Here is a 14,868-nt window from a genome sequence, read left to right as displayed (position 1 = left end):
GGTGATGGTCACCGTGGTGTCTTGGCCGATGGCCAGTGCCGTGTCGGCGACCACGATGGTAGCGGTCGGACGCTGGGTATCGATGGCGTAGCTGTTGGAGTCGGTCGTCCCGGAGCCGGCATTGTCGAAAGCATCGGTATAGCCGGTGTTGTCCAGGGTGATGACGTTGCTGCTGTCATCGACGTCCGCGTCCGGTGTCAGGGTAGCCATCCAGGTGATGCCGCCATCCGTGGTGACGAGATTCGAGAGCGAACCGTTGGCCACGGTGAAGTGGGAGAGATCCAGGCCGGTAACGGCTTCGCTGAAGGTGATGGTCACCGTGGTGTCTTGGCCGATGGCCAGTGCCGTGTCGGCGACCACGATGGTAGCGGTCGGACGCTGGGTATCGATGGCGTAGTTGTTGGAGTCGGTCGTCCCGGAGCCGGCATTGCCGGCGGCATCGGTATAGCCGGTGTTGTCCAGGGTGATGACGTTGCTGCTGTCATCGACGTCCGCGTCCGGCGTCAGGGTTGCGATCCAGGTGATGCCGCCATCCGTGGTGACGAGATTCGAGAGCGAACCGTTGGCCACGGTGAAGTCGGAGAGATCCAGGCCGGTAACGGCTTCGCTGAAGGTGATGGTCACCGTGGTGGTGTCGCCGGCCTTGAGCGAGGTGTCGGCTACCGAGATGCCGATCACTTTCGGGCGCACGGTGTCGATGCTGTAGTCGTTTGAGTCGGTCGTCCCGGAGCCGGCATTGTCGAAAGCATCGGTATAGCCGGTGTTGTCCAGGGTGATGACGTTGCTGCTGTCATCGACGTCCGCGTCCGGCGTCAGGGTGGCGGTGTAGGTGATGTTGTCCGTTGTGCTCAGATTGGTCAGGTTACCGTTGAGCACGGTGAAGTCGGAGAGATCCAGGCCGGTAACGGCTTCGTTGAAGGTGATGGTCACCGTGGTGTCTTGGCCGATGGCCAGTGCTGTGTCGGCGACCACGATGGTAGCGGTCGGACGCTGGGTATCGATGGTGTAGCTGTTGGAGTCGGTCGTCCCGGAGCCGGCATTGCCGAAAGCATCGGTATAGCCGGTGTTGTCCAGGGTGATGACGTTGCTGCTGTCATCGACGTCCGCGTGCGGTGTCAGGGTTGCCGTCCAGGTGATGCCGCCATCCGTGGTGACGAGATTCGAGAGCGAACCGTTGGTCACGGTGAAGTCGGAGAGATCCAGGCCGGTAACGGCTTCGCTGAAGGTGATGGTCACCGTGGTGTCTTGGCCGATGGCCAGTGCCGTGTCGGCGACCACGATGGTAGCGGTCGGACGCTGGGTATCGATGGCGTAGCTGTTGGAGTCGGTCGTCCCGGAGCCGGCATTGTCGGCGGCATCGGTATAGCCGGTGTTGTCCAGGGTGATGACGTTGCTGCTGTCATCGACGTCCGCGTCCGGCGTCAGGGTTGCGATCCAGGTGATGCCGCCATCCGTGGTGACGAGATTCGAGAGCGAACCGTTGGCCACGGTGAAGTGGGAGAGATCCAGGCCGGTAACGGCTTCGCTGAAGGTGATGGTCACCGTGGTGTCTTTGCCGATGGCCAGTGCCGTGTCGGCGACCACGATGGTAGCGGTCGGACGCTGGGTATCGATGGCGTAGTTATTGGAGTCGCTGGTGCCGGTGCCAGCGTTGCCGGCAACGTCGGTGTAACCGGTGTTGTCCAGGGTGATCAGGTTGGTGGCGTCGGTGACGTTGGCACTCGGCGTCAGGGTGGCGGTGTAGGTGATGTTGTCCGCGGTGGTCAGGTTGCTCAGGGTGCCGTTGGCGACGGTAAAGTCCGCTGTGGTAAGGCCCGTCACCGCTTCGCTGAAGGTGATGGTGACGGTGGTGCTCTGACCAGCCTTGAGCACGGTGTCGGTGACCACGATGCTGGCGGTGGGGCTCCGAGTGTCGACGGCGTAGTTGGCCGAGTCGGTGGTACTGCTGCCGGCATTGCCGGCCTGATCCTGTACCCCTGCGTTGTTCAGGGATATCAGATTGGTTGCACCGGTAACGTTGCTGCTCGGGGTGAAGGTGGCCGTCCAGGTCAGGCCGCCATCAGTGGTGTTGAGCCCACTGAGCTCGCCGTTGGTGACGCTGAAGTCCTCCACGCCCAGTCCCGTCACCGCTTCATTGAAGGTAATCGTGACGGTGGCTGTCTCGCCGATGCTCAGCAGAGAGTCGCTCAGGGAAATGCTGGTAGCGGCCGGGCGCACGCCGTCCACCACCAGCGCCTTGTTGGCACCCAGGGAGCCGGCGGCGCCCGGAGTCGGCAGGGTGAGAATGGCGGCCTGGTTGGCGCCATCCTGGATAGTGCCGCCGTTGAGGCTCAGCGCCGAGCTGGAGGCGTAATCGAGATCGGCGGAGCTGTCGCCGGCCTGCACGGTGTAGCTGAAGGTCAGGGTGTCGCTGCCCGAGCCGGAGACGTAGCTGAGCACCCGGTCGATGGCGCCGGTTTCCAGGGTCAGGGTCGGGGTGCCGGTGACGTTTACTATGTTGTCGAACTCAACGGTGACGGTGATCACGTCGCCGATCTTGTAGGTGCCGTTGGCACTGCTGGAAGAAACGCTGGTGACGGTCGGCGCGACGGGGGCAGTCAGTGTGAGGTCGTTGCCGGTTCCACCGATGTAGCTGGTGGTCAGCTCGGTGCCGTTGCCCGCCGCGTTGAATTTGCCGCCTTCGCTGATGCCGCTGAAAGTGCCTGTCACCGCGTCGGCGGCGTCGTTGACGATCACCGTATAGCTGTCGCCGCTTCCGGCCGCGTAGCCATGGGTGGCCGCCAGAGTGGCGCCGGAGATGTTGACAGTGCCGTTGACCACGACCCGGTCGTAGCCGGTACCGGCGGCGACACCGTTGATATTCAGTGCCAGCGTGGCGCCCGAGTTCAGGGTCAGGTTGCCATTGACGGTCAAGGTGCCGACACCCGCGCCGCCAGGGGACAGGGTGCCGCCATTCTGCACGGTGACGTCGCCGCCCAGGGTGCCGCTGCCGGCCAAGGTGGCGCCACTGGCCACGATGGTGGCGTTACTGGTGCTGCCATCGACCACCAGGGTGCCGGCGGAGACAGTGGTGACTCCGGCATTGGTGTTGCTGTTGGATAGGATCAGTTCACCCGCCCCTGCCTTGGCCAGTGCACCGGTTCCCGCGATCACGCTGGACAACGTCGCGCTGTAGCCGAAGCCGACGTTGAAGACCTGCGTGGTTCCGCCTCCCAGGGTGATGGTGCCGCCGGCCAGCGTCAGGCCGTTGGCTTGAGTCATGTCGAAGGTCAGGCTTTCGTTCAGGGATACGGTGTTGAGGTTCAGTGTCTGGCCGGCCAGGCTGCTGGCGAAGACGATGGTCTGGCTGCCAGTGTAATCGGCTGCGGCGATGGCAACGGCCTCACTGAAGCTGACGCCGTTACTGAGATCGATGGTCGCCGTGTCGGTGGTGTTGGTGACGTAGATTAAATCGCTGGTGACTGAGGTATCGGCGGTTACGGTGCTGGTGCCGTCATTCAGGCTGTAGCGGATGGTAGTGTCGCCGGCAGGTGTGTCATTGCGGTAGGTAACCCGTTGTGCCACATCATTGACCAGTGCCGTGGTCGCCGTCGTGCCGCTGCTGGTGAAGGTAATGGTCAGCACGCCACCGGCATTGGTGAAAGTGGCGAAGGTCTGCCCATTGAACTGCAGGTTGTTGTCGCTGATGGTGAACAGGGCGCCGATGGTATCGAAGCCCAGCACGTCACTACCGGATGCTGTACCGCTGCGCTGGATTGTCAGGCTGGCCCCGGCCCAGTCGCCGTTGCCGCCGTTGAGTGCACCGAACTCGGTGTCGCTGAACAATGCGTTGCCGCCTGCATCCAGCTTCACGGTGTTGCCTGCCCCGGCCCATGCCACACTGTCACCATTGAGGTTGCCAATGGCCGGCGCCGAATTGATAGCGATGTCCTTGTTGGCCCCCAGGGAGCCTGCCGTACCCGGAGTCGCCAGGGTCAGGGTAGCGTCGTTGCCGGCGGCATCGCGGATGCTGCCACCGTTGAGCGCCAGGGCACTGCTGCTGATGTAATCCAGATCGGCCGCGCTGTCGCCTGCCTGTACTGTGTAGTTGAAGGTCAGGGTAGTGGTGCCTGAACCACCGGTGTAGTTGATGGTTCGGTCGGTGTTGCCGGTCTCCAGGGTCAACTGCGGCGTACCGGTGACCGTGACGTTCTCACCGAAATTCACCTGCACGGAGATCACATCCCCCACTTTGTAAGTGCCGTTGGCGGTGCTGGACGTCACCGACGTTACGCTGGGGGCCAGGGTGTCGATGGCGTAGTTGCCGGAGGCAGCATTACCGACCCCTGCAACACCGCCGCCGACGGCCGAGACGCCGCTCAGGTCGACGGTGATGACGTTGGTGCTGGCGGTGACGCCGGCGTCGGGTGTGAACAGGCCGGTCCAGGTCAGGCCGCCATCGGAGCTGCTCAGCCCGCTGATGCTGCCGTTGGGCACGGTCAGGTCGGCAGTGTCGAAACCGGTGACTGCGGTGGAGAAGGTAAAGGTGACGGTGGAGGTTTCGCCGACCTTCAGATTGCTGTCAGAGAATGTTGCCGAGACCAGCGTGGGGGCTGCCGGCTCAAAGTTCAGGTCGTCCAGGGCCAGCTGCAGATTGCCTCCACTGAAGGTGAAGCTGGTGATGTTCTGGAAGCCAGAATCGGACCCTGTGTCGACGTTCTCCTGAGTGACGAAATCGCCGTTGCTGACATAGCTACGCGTGCCGCCGGCGCTGGTGGTTATCGTGAGGTTATTGTTGGCGACGCCGTCCAGGCTGAACCCGGCGAGGCTGAATGCACTGCCATCGGCCATCTCGATTTGGATACTGCTAATGCCGCCCAATCCCATTAGGTCGAATAGCAGGTAGTGATCGCTTCCACTACCTAGCGGGGAAAAAGGATCATTCGTTATGCCCGTGTAATAGGTCTGAGTGCCGGTAATGGTGTACTTCACACCGTCCAACGTGAATGTGTTACTCGTCGCGACGGCAGCCAGACCGTTATCGTCGTAGTTTTCGTCTGCAGCGACAGCTAAAAGCCCCGCGAAACCATCCGTCCCCGATACCACGGCGGTCTCGATGGAGCCCTGGTTGACCTCGAGCACCCAGTCACCGCCTTTGCTTGTTGCACCGGTCAGATTGTCGGATGCGGCGACGTCCGCTCCAGTGGCGTTGGCCAATGCTTCGATGAAATCACGGCCTGCTCCGTTCGCCCCCACCTGGCAGCCGTACAGCAGGATGTCGCCATCCTTGTCCAGCGCCTGGCCGATGGCGTTCAGGGTGGCGCTGCGGCTGGCGAGATCACTGCTGTCGAGCCAGTCATTGCCCAGTTGCACCTTGCCCACATCACCGTGGCTGATGATGTGGATGGCATCGATGCCACTGCGCCCATTGAGATAGTCGGCGATCTGCTGCAGGCCGTCCTTGCTGCCGTCGAGCACCACCACTTCGCTGCCAGGCTTCAGGCCGCTGATCAGTTGCTGGTAGTTCTTGACCTGATTGTCGATAAACACGACTTCCTGGCGGTTGTCCGCCGTGCCGGTTGGCGTGGCGGCAAGGTTGTCGGTGTTCGCGTGGGTGTCCTGGGGAGAAGCCTGATCATTGGAGGCATCGGCGGTGGGTTGGGCTTCGGCCGTCTCCGCCAGGGTGGCGGCGACCGCGCCGTCGAACAGCATGCGCGGCTCCAGTGCCATGGCCAGTGTGCTTCTGGCCGGCAGCCTGCCCGGTTGAGCTGTCGCAGTCTTTCTCCACCACATATGAACCTCCTACAACCTACGAAATTGGGGAAAGCGCGGCTTTCCCCTTTTACCTAGCCATTGATCCAGGTAGTGGATCAGTCGCGTGACGGAAAAATACCTTCCAGGGCAATGACGAAATTGGTGCCAAGATAGGGATTGCGCAAGGCAATTGGCTGACTACCGCCTGCGATGCCGACAGTGATGGCAGGGGCCTGAACCGTCACGTTGGCGTTGAAAGGCGCGAGCGTGGTGTCTGCGGCCTCAGTGCAGTAAAGGGTGCCTGCCCGGCCAGCCGCTGCGACCGGCCCTAGCACGGTGTTTGTGCCGGGCTGTGCCTGGGTTGTGCCGGTGGTGGCTGCAGGGACTGCAATCTGTGCTGTACCTGTCGGTTGGGAGGCTGTTGCGACATGGGTATGCATCGGCATCTGGTTGATGGTCATGGTGACGTTTTCCGAGCCCGAGATTTCCCCGATCGTGATCGGTGTCAGACCTGGGCCGGCACCTTGCCCCACCGGGCTGCGCCCGCAGAAGTTCGGCAGGCCGAATGTGGTCTGGCCGTTGCCTCCGTAGGTGGTGCCCAGTAGCGCGAACAACGCCGAGTTCTGCTGAATGGACATGATCTGGCCCTGACAGCTCGCCCAGCCCCTGGGGGCGAAATTGAAGCCGACCATACGGATTTCTCCGATGAATGGATCGCTCATAACCTATCTCTCCTTGATGCAGCCGCGTAAACGGCACTATTTGTTGTTTTAGAGCAGGGTCTCGGCCGGCGTCGGCCGCTTTACATGAAACAGCGCCTGCAACAGGTGCCGGTCGCCTTCTTCATCTGGTCCGATGGGCGTGAGCATCACCTCCCATTCAGCACCTTCCGGGCTGCGCAGCCGATAGCAGTGTTGGGGCAGCTGGAGCCCCTCGGGCTGAGCGAATATTGCGCTGTAACAGTGGTAGCGGGCGGTCATCGCCACGCCCTCATAGGCTTCCACCAGCATGATGGTCACGCCTTCGCTGTTGTCCCAGCGGAGTTGCCAGGGCTGCTGGAGTTGGCGCTGGAAATCGTCGAGGCTGGGCACCTGGCTCATGCCGGCACCGCCAGGGCAGGCGCGGCTTCGCGGTGCATCTGCAGGTAGATATGGTTGGATCCGTTGACGCTGAAACCAAAGCGTTGGTACAGGTGCCTGGCTGGATTGGTGGGTTCGACGAACAGACGCATCGACTTCTTTGCCGTATCCGCCTCATCGACCAGTGCAGTCAGATAATGGGTGCCGATTCCCTTGCCCCGCCATTCGGGGAGCAACGAAATGTCGATGAGGTTGATGGTCGTCGGGCCGCGGAACACGTATAGACGGCCAATGGCGAGGTTTTTGTGGCAGATCAGAGCGAAGTCGGAACCCTGATAATGCTCCTGATAATAACGATGCTGGGCGTCGAATTGCTGCGCAAGAAAGGCATCGATGGTGGGGCGGTCCCAGCCACTGAGCGTCATTTCCTCTGCACGAGTTGTTGCGTAAAGCCTGCGGAGGAAGCTCAGATCGGCCTCCTCGGCTGGCCGAAGATGTATATCGGAGGAACGCATGGCGTGGGTGTCCTTCGCTTCCGTGCTATTGCGGCGTGTGCCGGAACTGGGTCGTGTTGTTTTGCCACTATGCGACTTGTGGGGGAGAGACTAGCTGAAGTTCGTAGTCAATCGCCAGCATTTGGATAGAAGGTAGACGGATTATTTGACTTCTGTTGAAACTTTTTTATGGGCTATCTGTCCTGCGCCTTTTTTCAAACGCCCCATAGGCCTCGCCTGTCCAGTACTCCACTGTTTCGCATGAACCCAGATCGGCCGCCTCGCGCTTGCTCGGCGCCGCTCCATTCCCCATACGTAATGAGCCGTGTTTAAGTGAGGTTGCCAGGCATCGTCAGGAGCCCGCCCGAACGCCTCAAGCAGGGCAGGCAATTGAGGTGCCAGTGGCAGTCTGGAGCATCGGGGCAAAGCGCCCTGGTTCATGCACATCCTTGTCTCAAAAACCGCTCTCACGCACGCCCAGTGCTGCGATGCGCCGCCACGCAGCACCGAGCAGTGACTGCCGTTCTCCTTCCAGCACAACTATGCCACGCAGGGGGTGATCGGGATGGATGTTGTTATCCAGCAGACTTAGGCGTACACCATATTGCGCTTGCACAGGTTCAGCGCGGTGCTGTGCGTCACGGCGAACGGCGATGGGGCCGCCGTAATCCGAACTGAGGGCTTCCAGTTCCAGGTAGGCGACGCCTGTAGCATCTACTTCGTCCAGGAGTACTTTTACCGTCGGGCGTGCAGGGTCGTCGGCGATAAAGCGTCCCTGGCTGCCGGTTTCGATTCGCCAGAGGTCTTCTTCGGCCAGGTAGCCACGCAGGCGCAGTCCGGGTTCTACGATCCGGGCTATTGAATCAGCCGGATGAAGCCAGCGATCCGCGTTCAGGTCACGTTGCAGATCGCGCACCACTCCCGACTGTGGTGCACGAAGTTGCAAGCGTTCACGTTGGGAGGCCAGACCACGGTACTCCGCTACGGCCTCAGCCAGACGTTGTTCGAGAATACCTGCATCGGCCACTGTTTCGCGGCGTGCGGACTGGCGGCGCAACTGTAGCTGAAGAATCTCGATCTCACGTCGGACAATGGCCAGGCGCGAGTCCAGATCGGGTGAGTCCAGTTCCAGCAGCAGGTCACCAGCTGCTACGCTCTGGCCGTCCTGCACATGTACGGCCTTCAAACGTGCGGCCACCGGCGCATGCAATGCGCTGGTGCGTGAGGCTTCGAGCACGGCGGGTATTTCCACCGAGCTGCGCCAGGGCACGATCAGCGCCATCAGCACCGCACCGATGCCGATTCCAGTGCTCAGCACCTTGCGCGGGGCGGCCTGTCCGCGGCGTTTCCACCATTCACCCAGTTCGCGCCAGATGGGCAGGCCAATGAACCAGAGCAGCTCAACCAGCATCAGGAAGATGCCGAGCACCTTGAAGAACAGGTGATAGACCGCCAGCGCGATGCCAAGGAACAGGATTGCGCGCCATATCCAGGAGCCGTAGCCCCAGATTAACAGGCGCCGGGTCATGCCGGGTGACCAGGGTTCCGGTGCCGGCTCACCATAGCCGAACAGGGCTTCGCGCAGACGCCAGCGACATAGAGCGAAGGCTCGGTTCTGTAGGTTGTCGACGCCCCACAGATCGCTGATCAGGAAGTAGCCATCAAAGCGCATGAAGGGGTTGAGGTTGATCAGTAATGTGGTGATCCAGGTGGCACTGGCCAGCATGAAGGCCGAGGTACGCAAGGGGCCATCTGGCAGCAATGACCAGGCCAGTAGTGCCAGCACCGCCAGCAGCAGCTCGGCGAGTACGCCTCCTGCACCGATCAGCAGTCTCGAACGGCGATCCTGCACGCGCCAGGCATCGCTGACGTCGGTGTAGAACATCGGCAACAGCACCATGAAGGCCAGTCCCATGCTTTGCACGCGGCAGCCTGCACGTTTGGCCATGAAGGCATGACCGAGCTCATGGCAGAGCTTGGCGAAGATCAATGCGACACCGAAGGTAATGGCACCGCCAAGGCTGAACAGGTGCGGGAAGGTAGCGAGAAAACGTTGCCAGTCTCGTATCACCAGAAAGGCACCGAGCATCAGTATCAGTGGCAGGCCCCAGCGCAGCAACCTGCCACCGTGGCGGGCCACCCAAGGCCAGGTGCGATTGAGAAAGGGGTCGGGCCGCCACAGCGGGATGCGGAAGAACAGGTACTGATGCAGTGCCTGCTTCCACAGGTTCTGGCGTTGGGCGGCAGCCTTAGGGCCATAGCTGGCCCGCTGTTTTTCGTTCGTGGCACTGATCAGGTCGTGATTGCCAAGGAAGAGCAGCATCTCCTCCAGATCGTCCTTGCTCAACGGCGTGTCAGGCTCGGCGTTGGCTGCCTGCAGTACGCGTATAGGGTCGCCGAGTGTCCAGTGGCGAAGCAGGCGTACGGCTGGGGCGCCGAGCTTGAAATAACGGCCGCGTAGCGGGTCTGCCAGCGTCCATTGTGGAGAGCCGTCCAGGCCTGGTGGGGCAGGCGAAAGCTGTAGATCCGGACGCAGGGCGGGCAGCATCAGAGCCCCAGCGTCTGACGGGCTGCGGCCAGCGGGCGCCGCAGCAGGTAATAGGCCAGAGGTGCGCGTTCGCCGAACAGTTTGGCGGTGCCGCGCAGGCCGATACGTGGTGGCGCCTCGACGAAGGCAGCGTCGAGGCGGTAGGCCAGTTGCCCGGCTGCGGTGCCTTGCGCTTCATAGGCCGAGCGTTCAAGGCGTGCTTCGTGGCGGTTGAGAGGGTCGCTGTCGAGAAACAGCGCCACCTCGGCCCCCGGCTGCAAGGCGATGGCATCCCCCACGGCCAGTTCGATGCGTAGCTCGGCCCGGGCCGGATCGGCAATCTGCATCAGTCGCTGGCCAGTCTGCACGGGCTTGCCGGTCAGTCGCTCGGCATCGGCAAAGACGGCTATGCCGTCACGATCGGCCCTTACCTCACTGCGTGCCAGCAATTGCAGGGCGTAGTCGCGCTCGGCACGTTTCTGCTCGACACGTGCTGCGAGCAGGTCGAGCCTGGCACCGGACTCAGCATCAGCGAAGGCGCGCTGGGTGTTGGCCTTGAACTCTGCCTCGGCAACTCCCAGCGCTCGTTCGGCCACATCCGCCTGGGCCTTGAGTGTGGTAGCCTCGAAGCGCACCAGCAAGTCGCCGGCCGCTACGCTCTGGTTCGGCTTGACCAGAAATTCTTCGATGACGCCGTCCAGGGGCGCGGCGACAACGCGGCCTTCCAGTGGCACTACTTCGGCGGGAGCCAGCACGGATTGGCGCACTGGCAGCAGCAGAATGAGGCTCAGTGCGGAGGCCATGAAGAGCAACTTCCGGCGCGGCCAGCGCATGCGCCAGGGTTTGTGTGGCTGCAGCGCCAACCAGGCATGGGCGTAGGAATCCGCCAGCTGTCGCAGCAGGGACTGTTCGGCTTCGCCGAAGGGCTGTTCGCGGGCTAGCCAGAGGCCGCCGAAGGTCTCGCCATTGCGACTTTTCAGCGGCAGCCAGTAGGCGTACGGCGCTGACAGACTGGTCATATCGGCTCGGGTCGATTCATCCATGGTGCTGGGGTCGATGCTGTGTGGTTCGGCCAGTCGTCCCTGATTCAGCAAGCTGATCACGGCGCGCTCGACGAAAGCGACAAAAGGCGAGTGAGGTTCCACCACGCTGATGCCGGTCAGTGCCTGTACCTTGCCGGCGATCAGCAGCGCCGCATGGCGAAAGCCGAACAGCGCCTGGCCGTCGTTAACCATGGAGAAACCCAATTGCTCGATACTGGCTGCCTTGCGTGCCTGCTGCTCCAGCCCGAGGAAAAGGGCGAATGCCCGTTCGGCTGTGCCGGGAAGTGCGGCGTTCATTCGCTCACCTGAAAATGCGCGGTACCGCTCATGCCGGCCAGCAAGCCTTCAGCGTCGTCGGGCAGACTGCCAATCAGCAGCAGGGTCTGGCTGCCCTCGTCAATGCGAGCGCCCACACGCTTTATTCGTGCCTGCAGCGGAGTACCGGTTTCATCCGGGATGAACTCGAATGGCTGTTCGGTCTGCAGCCGGCTGATCCAGTTGGAGGGAACCAGCAGGTAAATCTCCAGAGTGCTGTTGTCGACGATTTCCAGCAGCGGTGCGCCGCTGGCCACGCTTTCGTGGGGTTGGGCGCGTCGCTGCACGATATGCCCATCGAAGGGAGCAACTACATTGCAGCGCCTGACCTGAACCTGGTAGACCTGCGCCTCAGCTTGCGCTTGGGCTTGCCGTGCCTCAGCCAGCGCTACTTCAAAACGGCCGACCGAGTTGAGTGCCGCCAACTGCTTCTTGTGGTTCAGCTCCTCACGGGTAGCACGGGTTGCGGCCTGCGCGGCATTGAGCTGGGCCTGATAAGCGCTGCAGTCGAAACGCACCAGTACGTCGCCCTTGCGGAACGGCTGGCCGTCGCGAAACGGCATCTCAATGATGTGACCCGCCAACTCGCTCGCCAGTACAGCCTGGTCACGGGCCCGTAGTACGCCACGCACCAGGCGTTCGTTATCAGCGGCAGCAACTGGAGCATCAAGCAGCGGATCGCCGGCCCACAACGGGTTGGTGAAAGCGACTGTCAGAAAACCGATTAGTGAAAGTAGGGGAACGTAGCCTGGCATGTCACACATCCTTGCATGAAGGAGATGCAGTCTACGGCAGATGGCGAGTATGGCAAATTGGCTGCAATGGCAGAGGCAGGCAGGATGATATGTATTTTCAGAAGAAGTGGAGGCGCCGATTCGACGCCTCCGGTTGCGCAGCTCAGTCGACCAGTGTGATTGAGCCTTTCATAAGCGAGACGTGACCTGGGAAGGAGCAGAAGAAGCTGTAGTCTTCTCCTTGTACCAGCTTACTGACGGGGAAGCTGACCGAGGTGTTCTCGCCGCCGCCGATCAGGTTCGTATGGGCGATTACCCGGCTATCGTCAGCCTTCAGGTAGCTGGCATCGGGGCCGGCAGAGATGCCGTCGGTGGCAATTGCGGTCATGTCGGCGGTCTTGCTCAGCACCCAGTTATGGCCCATGGCGGTCTTGGGCAGAGTACCGGTGTGCTTGAGATTCACAGTAAAGGTTTCGCAGCTCTTGCTGATTTCGATGCTCTGGGTGTTGAAGGTCATCTGGTCGGTCGACTCGACGTCTACCGTGCATTCGGCCGCCAGCAGCGGTGCGCTGCCCAGGCCGAGAAGTGCCATCAGGGTGAGTTTGCGCAACATCTTGATTCCTCCAGATTCTGATTTTTCAGTCAGGTCTACAGGCTCGCACAGCCAGCAGCTCTTCTGTATGCGACCGAACGCCACGCCGATTTATCCCCTCAATCTGTGGAAAAAGTTGTTGATAAACTCTGTAAATGTGCCTTTCTGCCGTGCAGGACGGGGCTTGCAGTTGTTTGAGCCGGATCTGACCAATCTTTTTCGCGGACATTGAAAATGTTTTGCAATGAAGCACTTGCGGTGCTTCTCGGGGTGTAGACGGGTAGTCGAAGGTTATCCCCTGTGGCGGTGGATCAAGCTGTGGGTAAGTGCCCTGAAACTGGCTGGGGCCGGCATGGTTCAAGGTTTTGCCGGCATTGTTCGGAAAACGATCGATGCGTGCGGCTCAGGAGGGAGAGCGATCTACCCACTTGGGCGCGGTCGTGGGGCGCCATTCGGCCATGGCGTCGAGAAGATCCGTCGGGCTGCTGGCTATCTGCAGCATGTCGCGGTGTTGCGGACGCACAAAACGTTCGGCTACCAGATGGTCGAGGAAGCCTTCCAGCTTGCTGAAGAATCCGTTGACCTGCAGCAGTCCAAGCGGTTTGGCGTGATAGCCGAGCTGGCCCCAGGTCCAGACCTCGAAGAGCTCCTCCAGAGTGCCGAGCCCGCCCGGAAGAGCAATGAAGCCATCGGCCAGTTCGGCCATACGTGCCTTGCGTGCATGCATGCCGTCGACTACTTCCAGGCAGGTCAGTCCGCGGTGGCCGATTTCGGCCCGCTCCAAGCTTTGCGGGATGATTCCGATGACTTCGCCGCCAGCTCGCAGTGCGGCGTCGGCGACAATGCCCATCAGGCCGACGGCACCACCACCGTAGATCAGGCGCAGGCCTCGACGAGCCAGTTCCTGACCGAGCTCGTCGGCCGCCTGGCGATAGAGGGGGTTGGCGCCAGGGCTGGCACCGCAGAAAACGCAGATACTACGCAGGGACATAGGGAAGAACTCCTTGGATGACTGTCCCAAGGGTAACGGTGTACCTCTAGACGACCAAGCCTTAGGGGCGCGTATCAATGCCGCAGGTGGCGCCGGCGTAGCTGGCATAGAGCTGTTTGAGCAGATTCGGAATGGTCATGGTGCGGAGTCCTGCTGGGAATGACGTTGGCCAGAGTAGCTCTGTGATTGCTGGCATACCCGTAGATTGTTTCGATAGAGGCGATAGCTGGTAGGCCCTTCATGAATTCCGGAAGTTTTCCACGCAGTCTGTGAAAAGTCTTGTGGGTAAACTGGTGAAGGATCTTGCAATGTCTGGATTGCCGCGCCTTGGCGTCCTTTGAGCAACTTTTGATCAGCTGTTTTTAGTCTTTGCAAACAATAGGTTGGCATTTTGAAGAGGAGCTAGAGCGACCTTTCGGGTTTTTCCCGGGAGTTGTGGGTTAGGCTGTGGGTAATTTCTGTATACCTGGCTTTCGGCCTTGCAATACAAGGCCTGCAGCACTTTGTCCGCTTTTTGACCAGGCTCTTTGCGTGGTTTTCAGCTGGATTCGGAAGGGTGTCGCCGCGGTTTGGGGAGTTATCCCGTGGTAAGGCCGACTTGCCTGTGCATGACGGAACACTGAGAAGGGTAGCCAGTGGAGAAGAGGGCCTGCCGGCGAGAGGTGGCTCAGTCCTGTGTGGTCGGCTTGCCGAGGCCGAGCCAGTGCTTGCCGCCGATCATGATGAAACGCAACTGCTGGATGATCTTGGCCTCGGCGTTAAGGTGCGCCGGCTGGTTGTCGGCTGGTGGGTCAACGAGCTCGCAGAGGGTGGCGAACACCGTCTTGACCACCAGGTCGGAGACCACTTCCAGTCCGGCTTCGTCCAGTTGAGGCATACGGTTCATCAGCTTGAGGTCGGCCACAAGATCGCTGGTGATACGTTCTCGCAGTTCGGTAATGGCCTGGCGTACTGGCTGCGAACCGCCGTACTGCTCGCGGGCAAGGAAGAGAAACTGGCTGCGATTGGCGGACACGGCGTCAAGGAAGATGCGTACCGAGGCATCGATCATGCCGCGCAGTTCGAACTCATGGCGGCGTACCTGGCGGATGGTCGCGCGAAAGGTTTCGCCCACTTCCGCCACCAGTGCCAGGCCCAGCTCATCCATATCGGCAAAGTGGCGGTAGAAGCCGGTCGGTACGATACCGGCCACCCGGGTAACTTCGCGCAGGCTCAGGCTGCCGAAACCGCGGCCGCTTTCCATCAGGCTGAGTGCGGCATGCATCAGCGCGTGGCGAGTCTGCTGTTTCTGTTCGGCACGTGGGGTCATGCAGCATTGGGTCGTCAAAGCGGTAGCTCACTGTAGCAAATGGACGGGAGT

The 14,868-nt window shown here is 61.3% G+C and carries 10 protein-coding genes; all 10 read right to left on the bottom strand.

From position 1 onward, the window contains the following. Window positions 1-5,772 (bottom strand): Ig-like domain-containing protein (locus tag NCCP436_RS12235; RefSeq protein WP_259651489.1); only part of this gene is annotated, 5,772 nt, incomplete at its 3' end. 77 nt (window positions 5,773-5,849) lie between these two features. Next, window positions 5,850-6,455, bottom strand: a complete 606-nt coding sequence (locus NCCP436_RS12230) for a phage tail protein (protein WP_220804276.1) — start codon at window positions 6,453-6,455, stop codon at window positions 5,850-5,852. A 48-nt stretch (window positions 6,456-6,503) separates the two neighbouring features. Further along, the gene (locus NCCP436_RS12225; protein WP_220804275.1) at window positions 6,504-6,833 is read right to left on the bottom strand and encodes a DUF6916 family protein; all 330 of its coding nucleotides are present in this window, start codon (window positions 6,831-6,833) and stop codon (window positions 6,504-6,506) included. After that, window positions 6,830-7,327, bottom strand: a complete 498-nt coding sequence (locus NCCP436_RS12220) for a GNAT family N-acetyltransferase (RefSeq protein WP_220804274.1) — start codon at window positions 7,325-7,327, stop codon at window positions 6,830-6,832. Before NCCP436_RS12220 ends, NCCP436_RS12225 begins: the two co-directional genes overlap by 4 nt. Before the next feature lie 433 nt (window positions 7,328-7,760). After that, window positions 7,761-9,854, bottom strand: coding sequence for a biotin/lipoyl-binding protein (locus tag NCCP436_RS12215; protein ID WP_220804273.1), 2,094 nt, complete (start codon window positions 9,852-9,854; stop codon window positions 7,761-7,763). Next, window positions 9,854-11,173, bottom strand: coding sequence for an efflux RND transporter periplasmic adaptor subunit (locus NCCP436_RS12210; protein WP_220804272.1), 1,320 nt, complete (start codon window positions 11,171-11,173; stop codon window positions 9,854-9,856). The genes NCCP436_RS12215 and NCCP436_RS12210 overlap by 1 nt, the downstream gene beginning before the upstream one ends. Further along, window positions 11,170-11,946 carry an efflux RND transporter periplasmic adaptor subunit gene (locus tag NCCP436_RS12205; RefSeq protein WP_220804271.1) on the bottom strand — a complete coding sequence of 259 codons (777 nt, stop codon included), beginning with the start codon at window positions 11,944-11,946 and terminating at the stop codon, window positions 11,170-11,172. The genes NCCP436_RS12210 and NCCP436_RS12205 overlap by 4 nt, the downstream gene beginning before the upstream one ends. 142 nt (window positions 11,947-12,088) lie before the next feature. Further along, window positions 12,089-12,538: an azurin gene (azu, locus tag NCCP436_RS12200; RefSeq protein WP_220804270.1), complete on the bottom strand. Its 450-nt coding sequence runs from the start codon at window positions 12,536-12,538 to the stop codon at window positions 12,089-12,091. 382 nt (window positions 12,539-12,920) lie between these two features. Further along, window positions 12,921-13,508, bottom strand: coding sequence for a TIGR00730 family Rossman fold protein (locus NCCP436_RS12195; protein ID WP_220804269.1), 588 nt, complete (start codon window positions 13,506-13,508; stop codon window positions 12,921-12,923). Between the two features lie 667 nt (window positions 13,509-14,175). Then, window positions 14,176-14,817 (bottom strand): HTH-type transcriptional repressor FabR, encoded by a 642-nt coding sequence (gene fabR / locus NCCP436_RS12190; protein WP_220804268.1) that lies wholly within the window; start codon window positions 14,815-14,817, stop codon window positions 14,176-14,178. Window positions 14,818-14,868: the final 51 nt, after the last annotated feature.

Source organism: Pseudomonas sp. NCCP-436, from assembly GCF_019656335.1.
GTDB lineage: Bacteria > Pseudomonadota > Gammaproteobacteria > Pseudomonadales > Pseudomonadaceae > Aquipseudomonas.
Note: the sequence above shows the minus strand (reverse complement) of the source record. Positions and strands in the feature narration are given on the sequence as shown.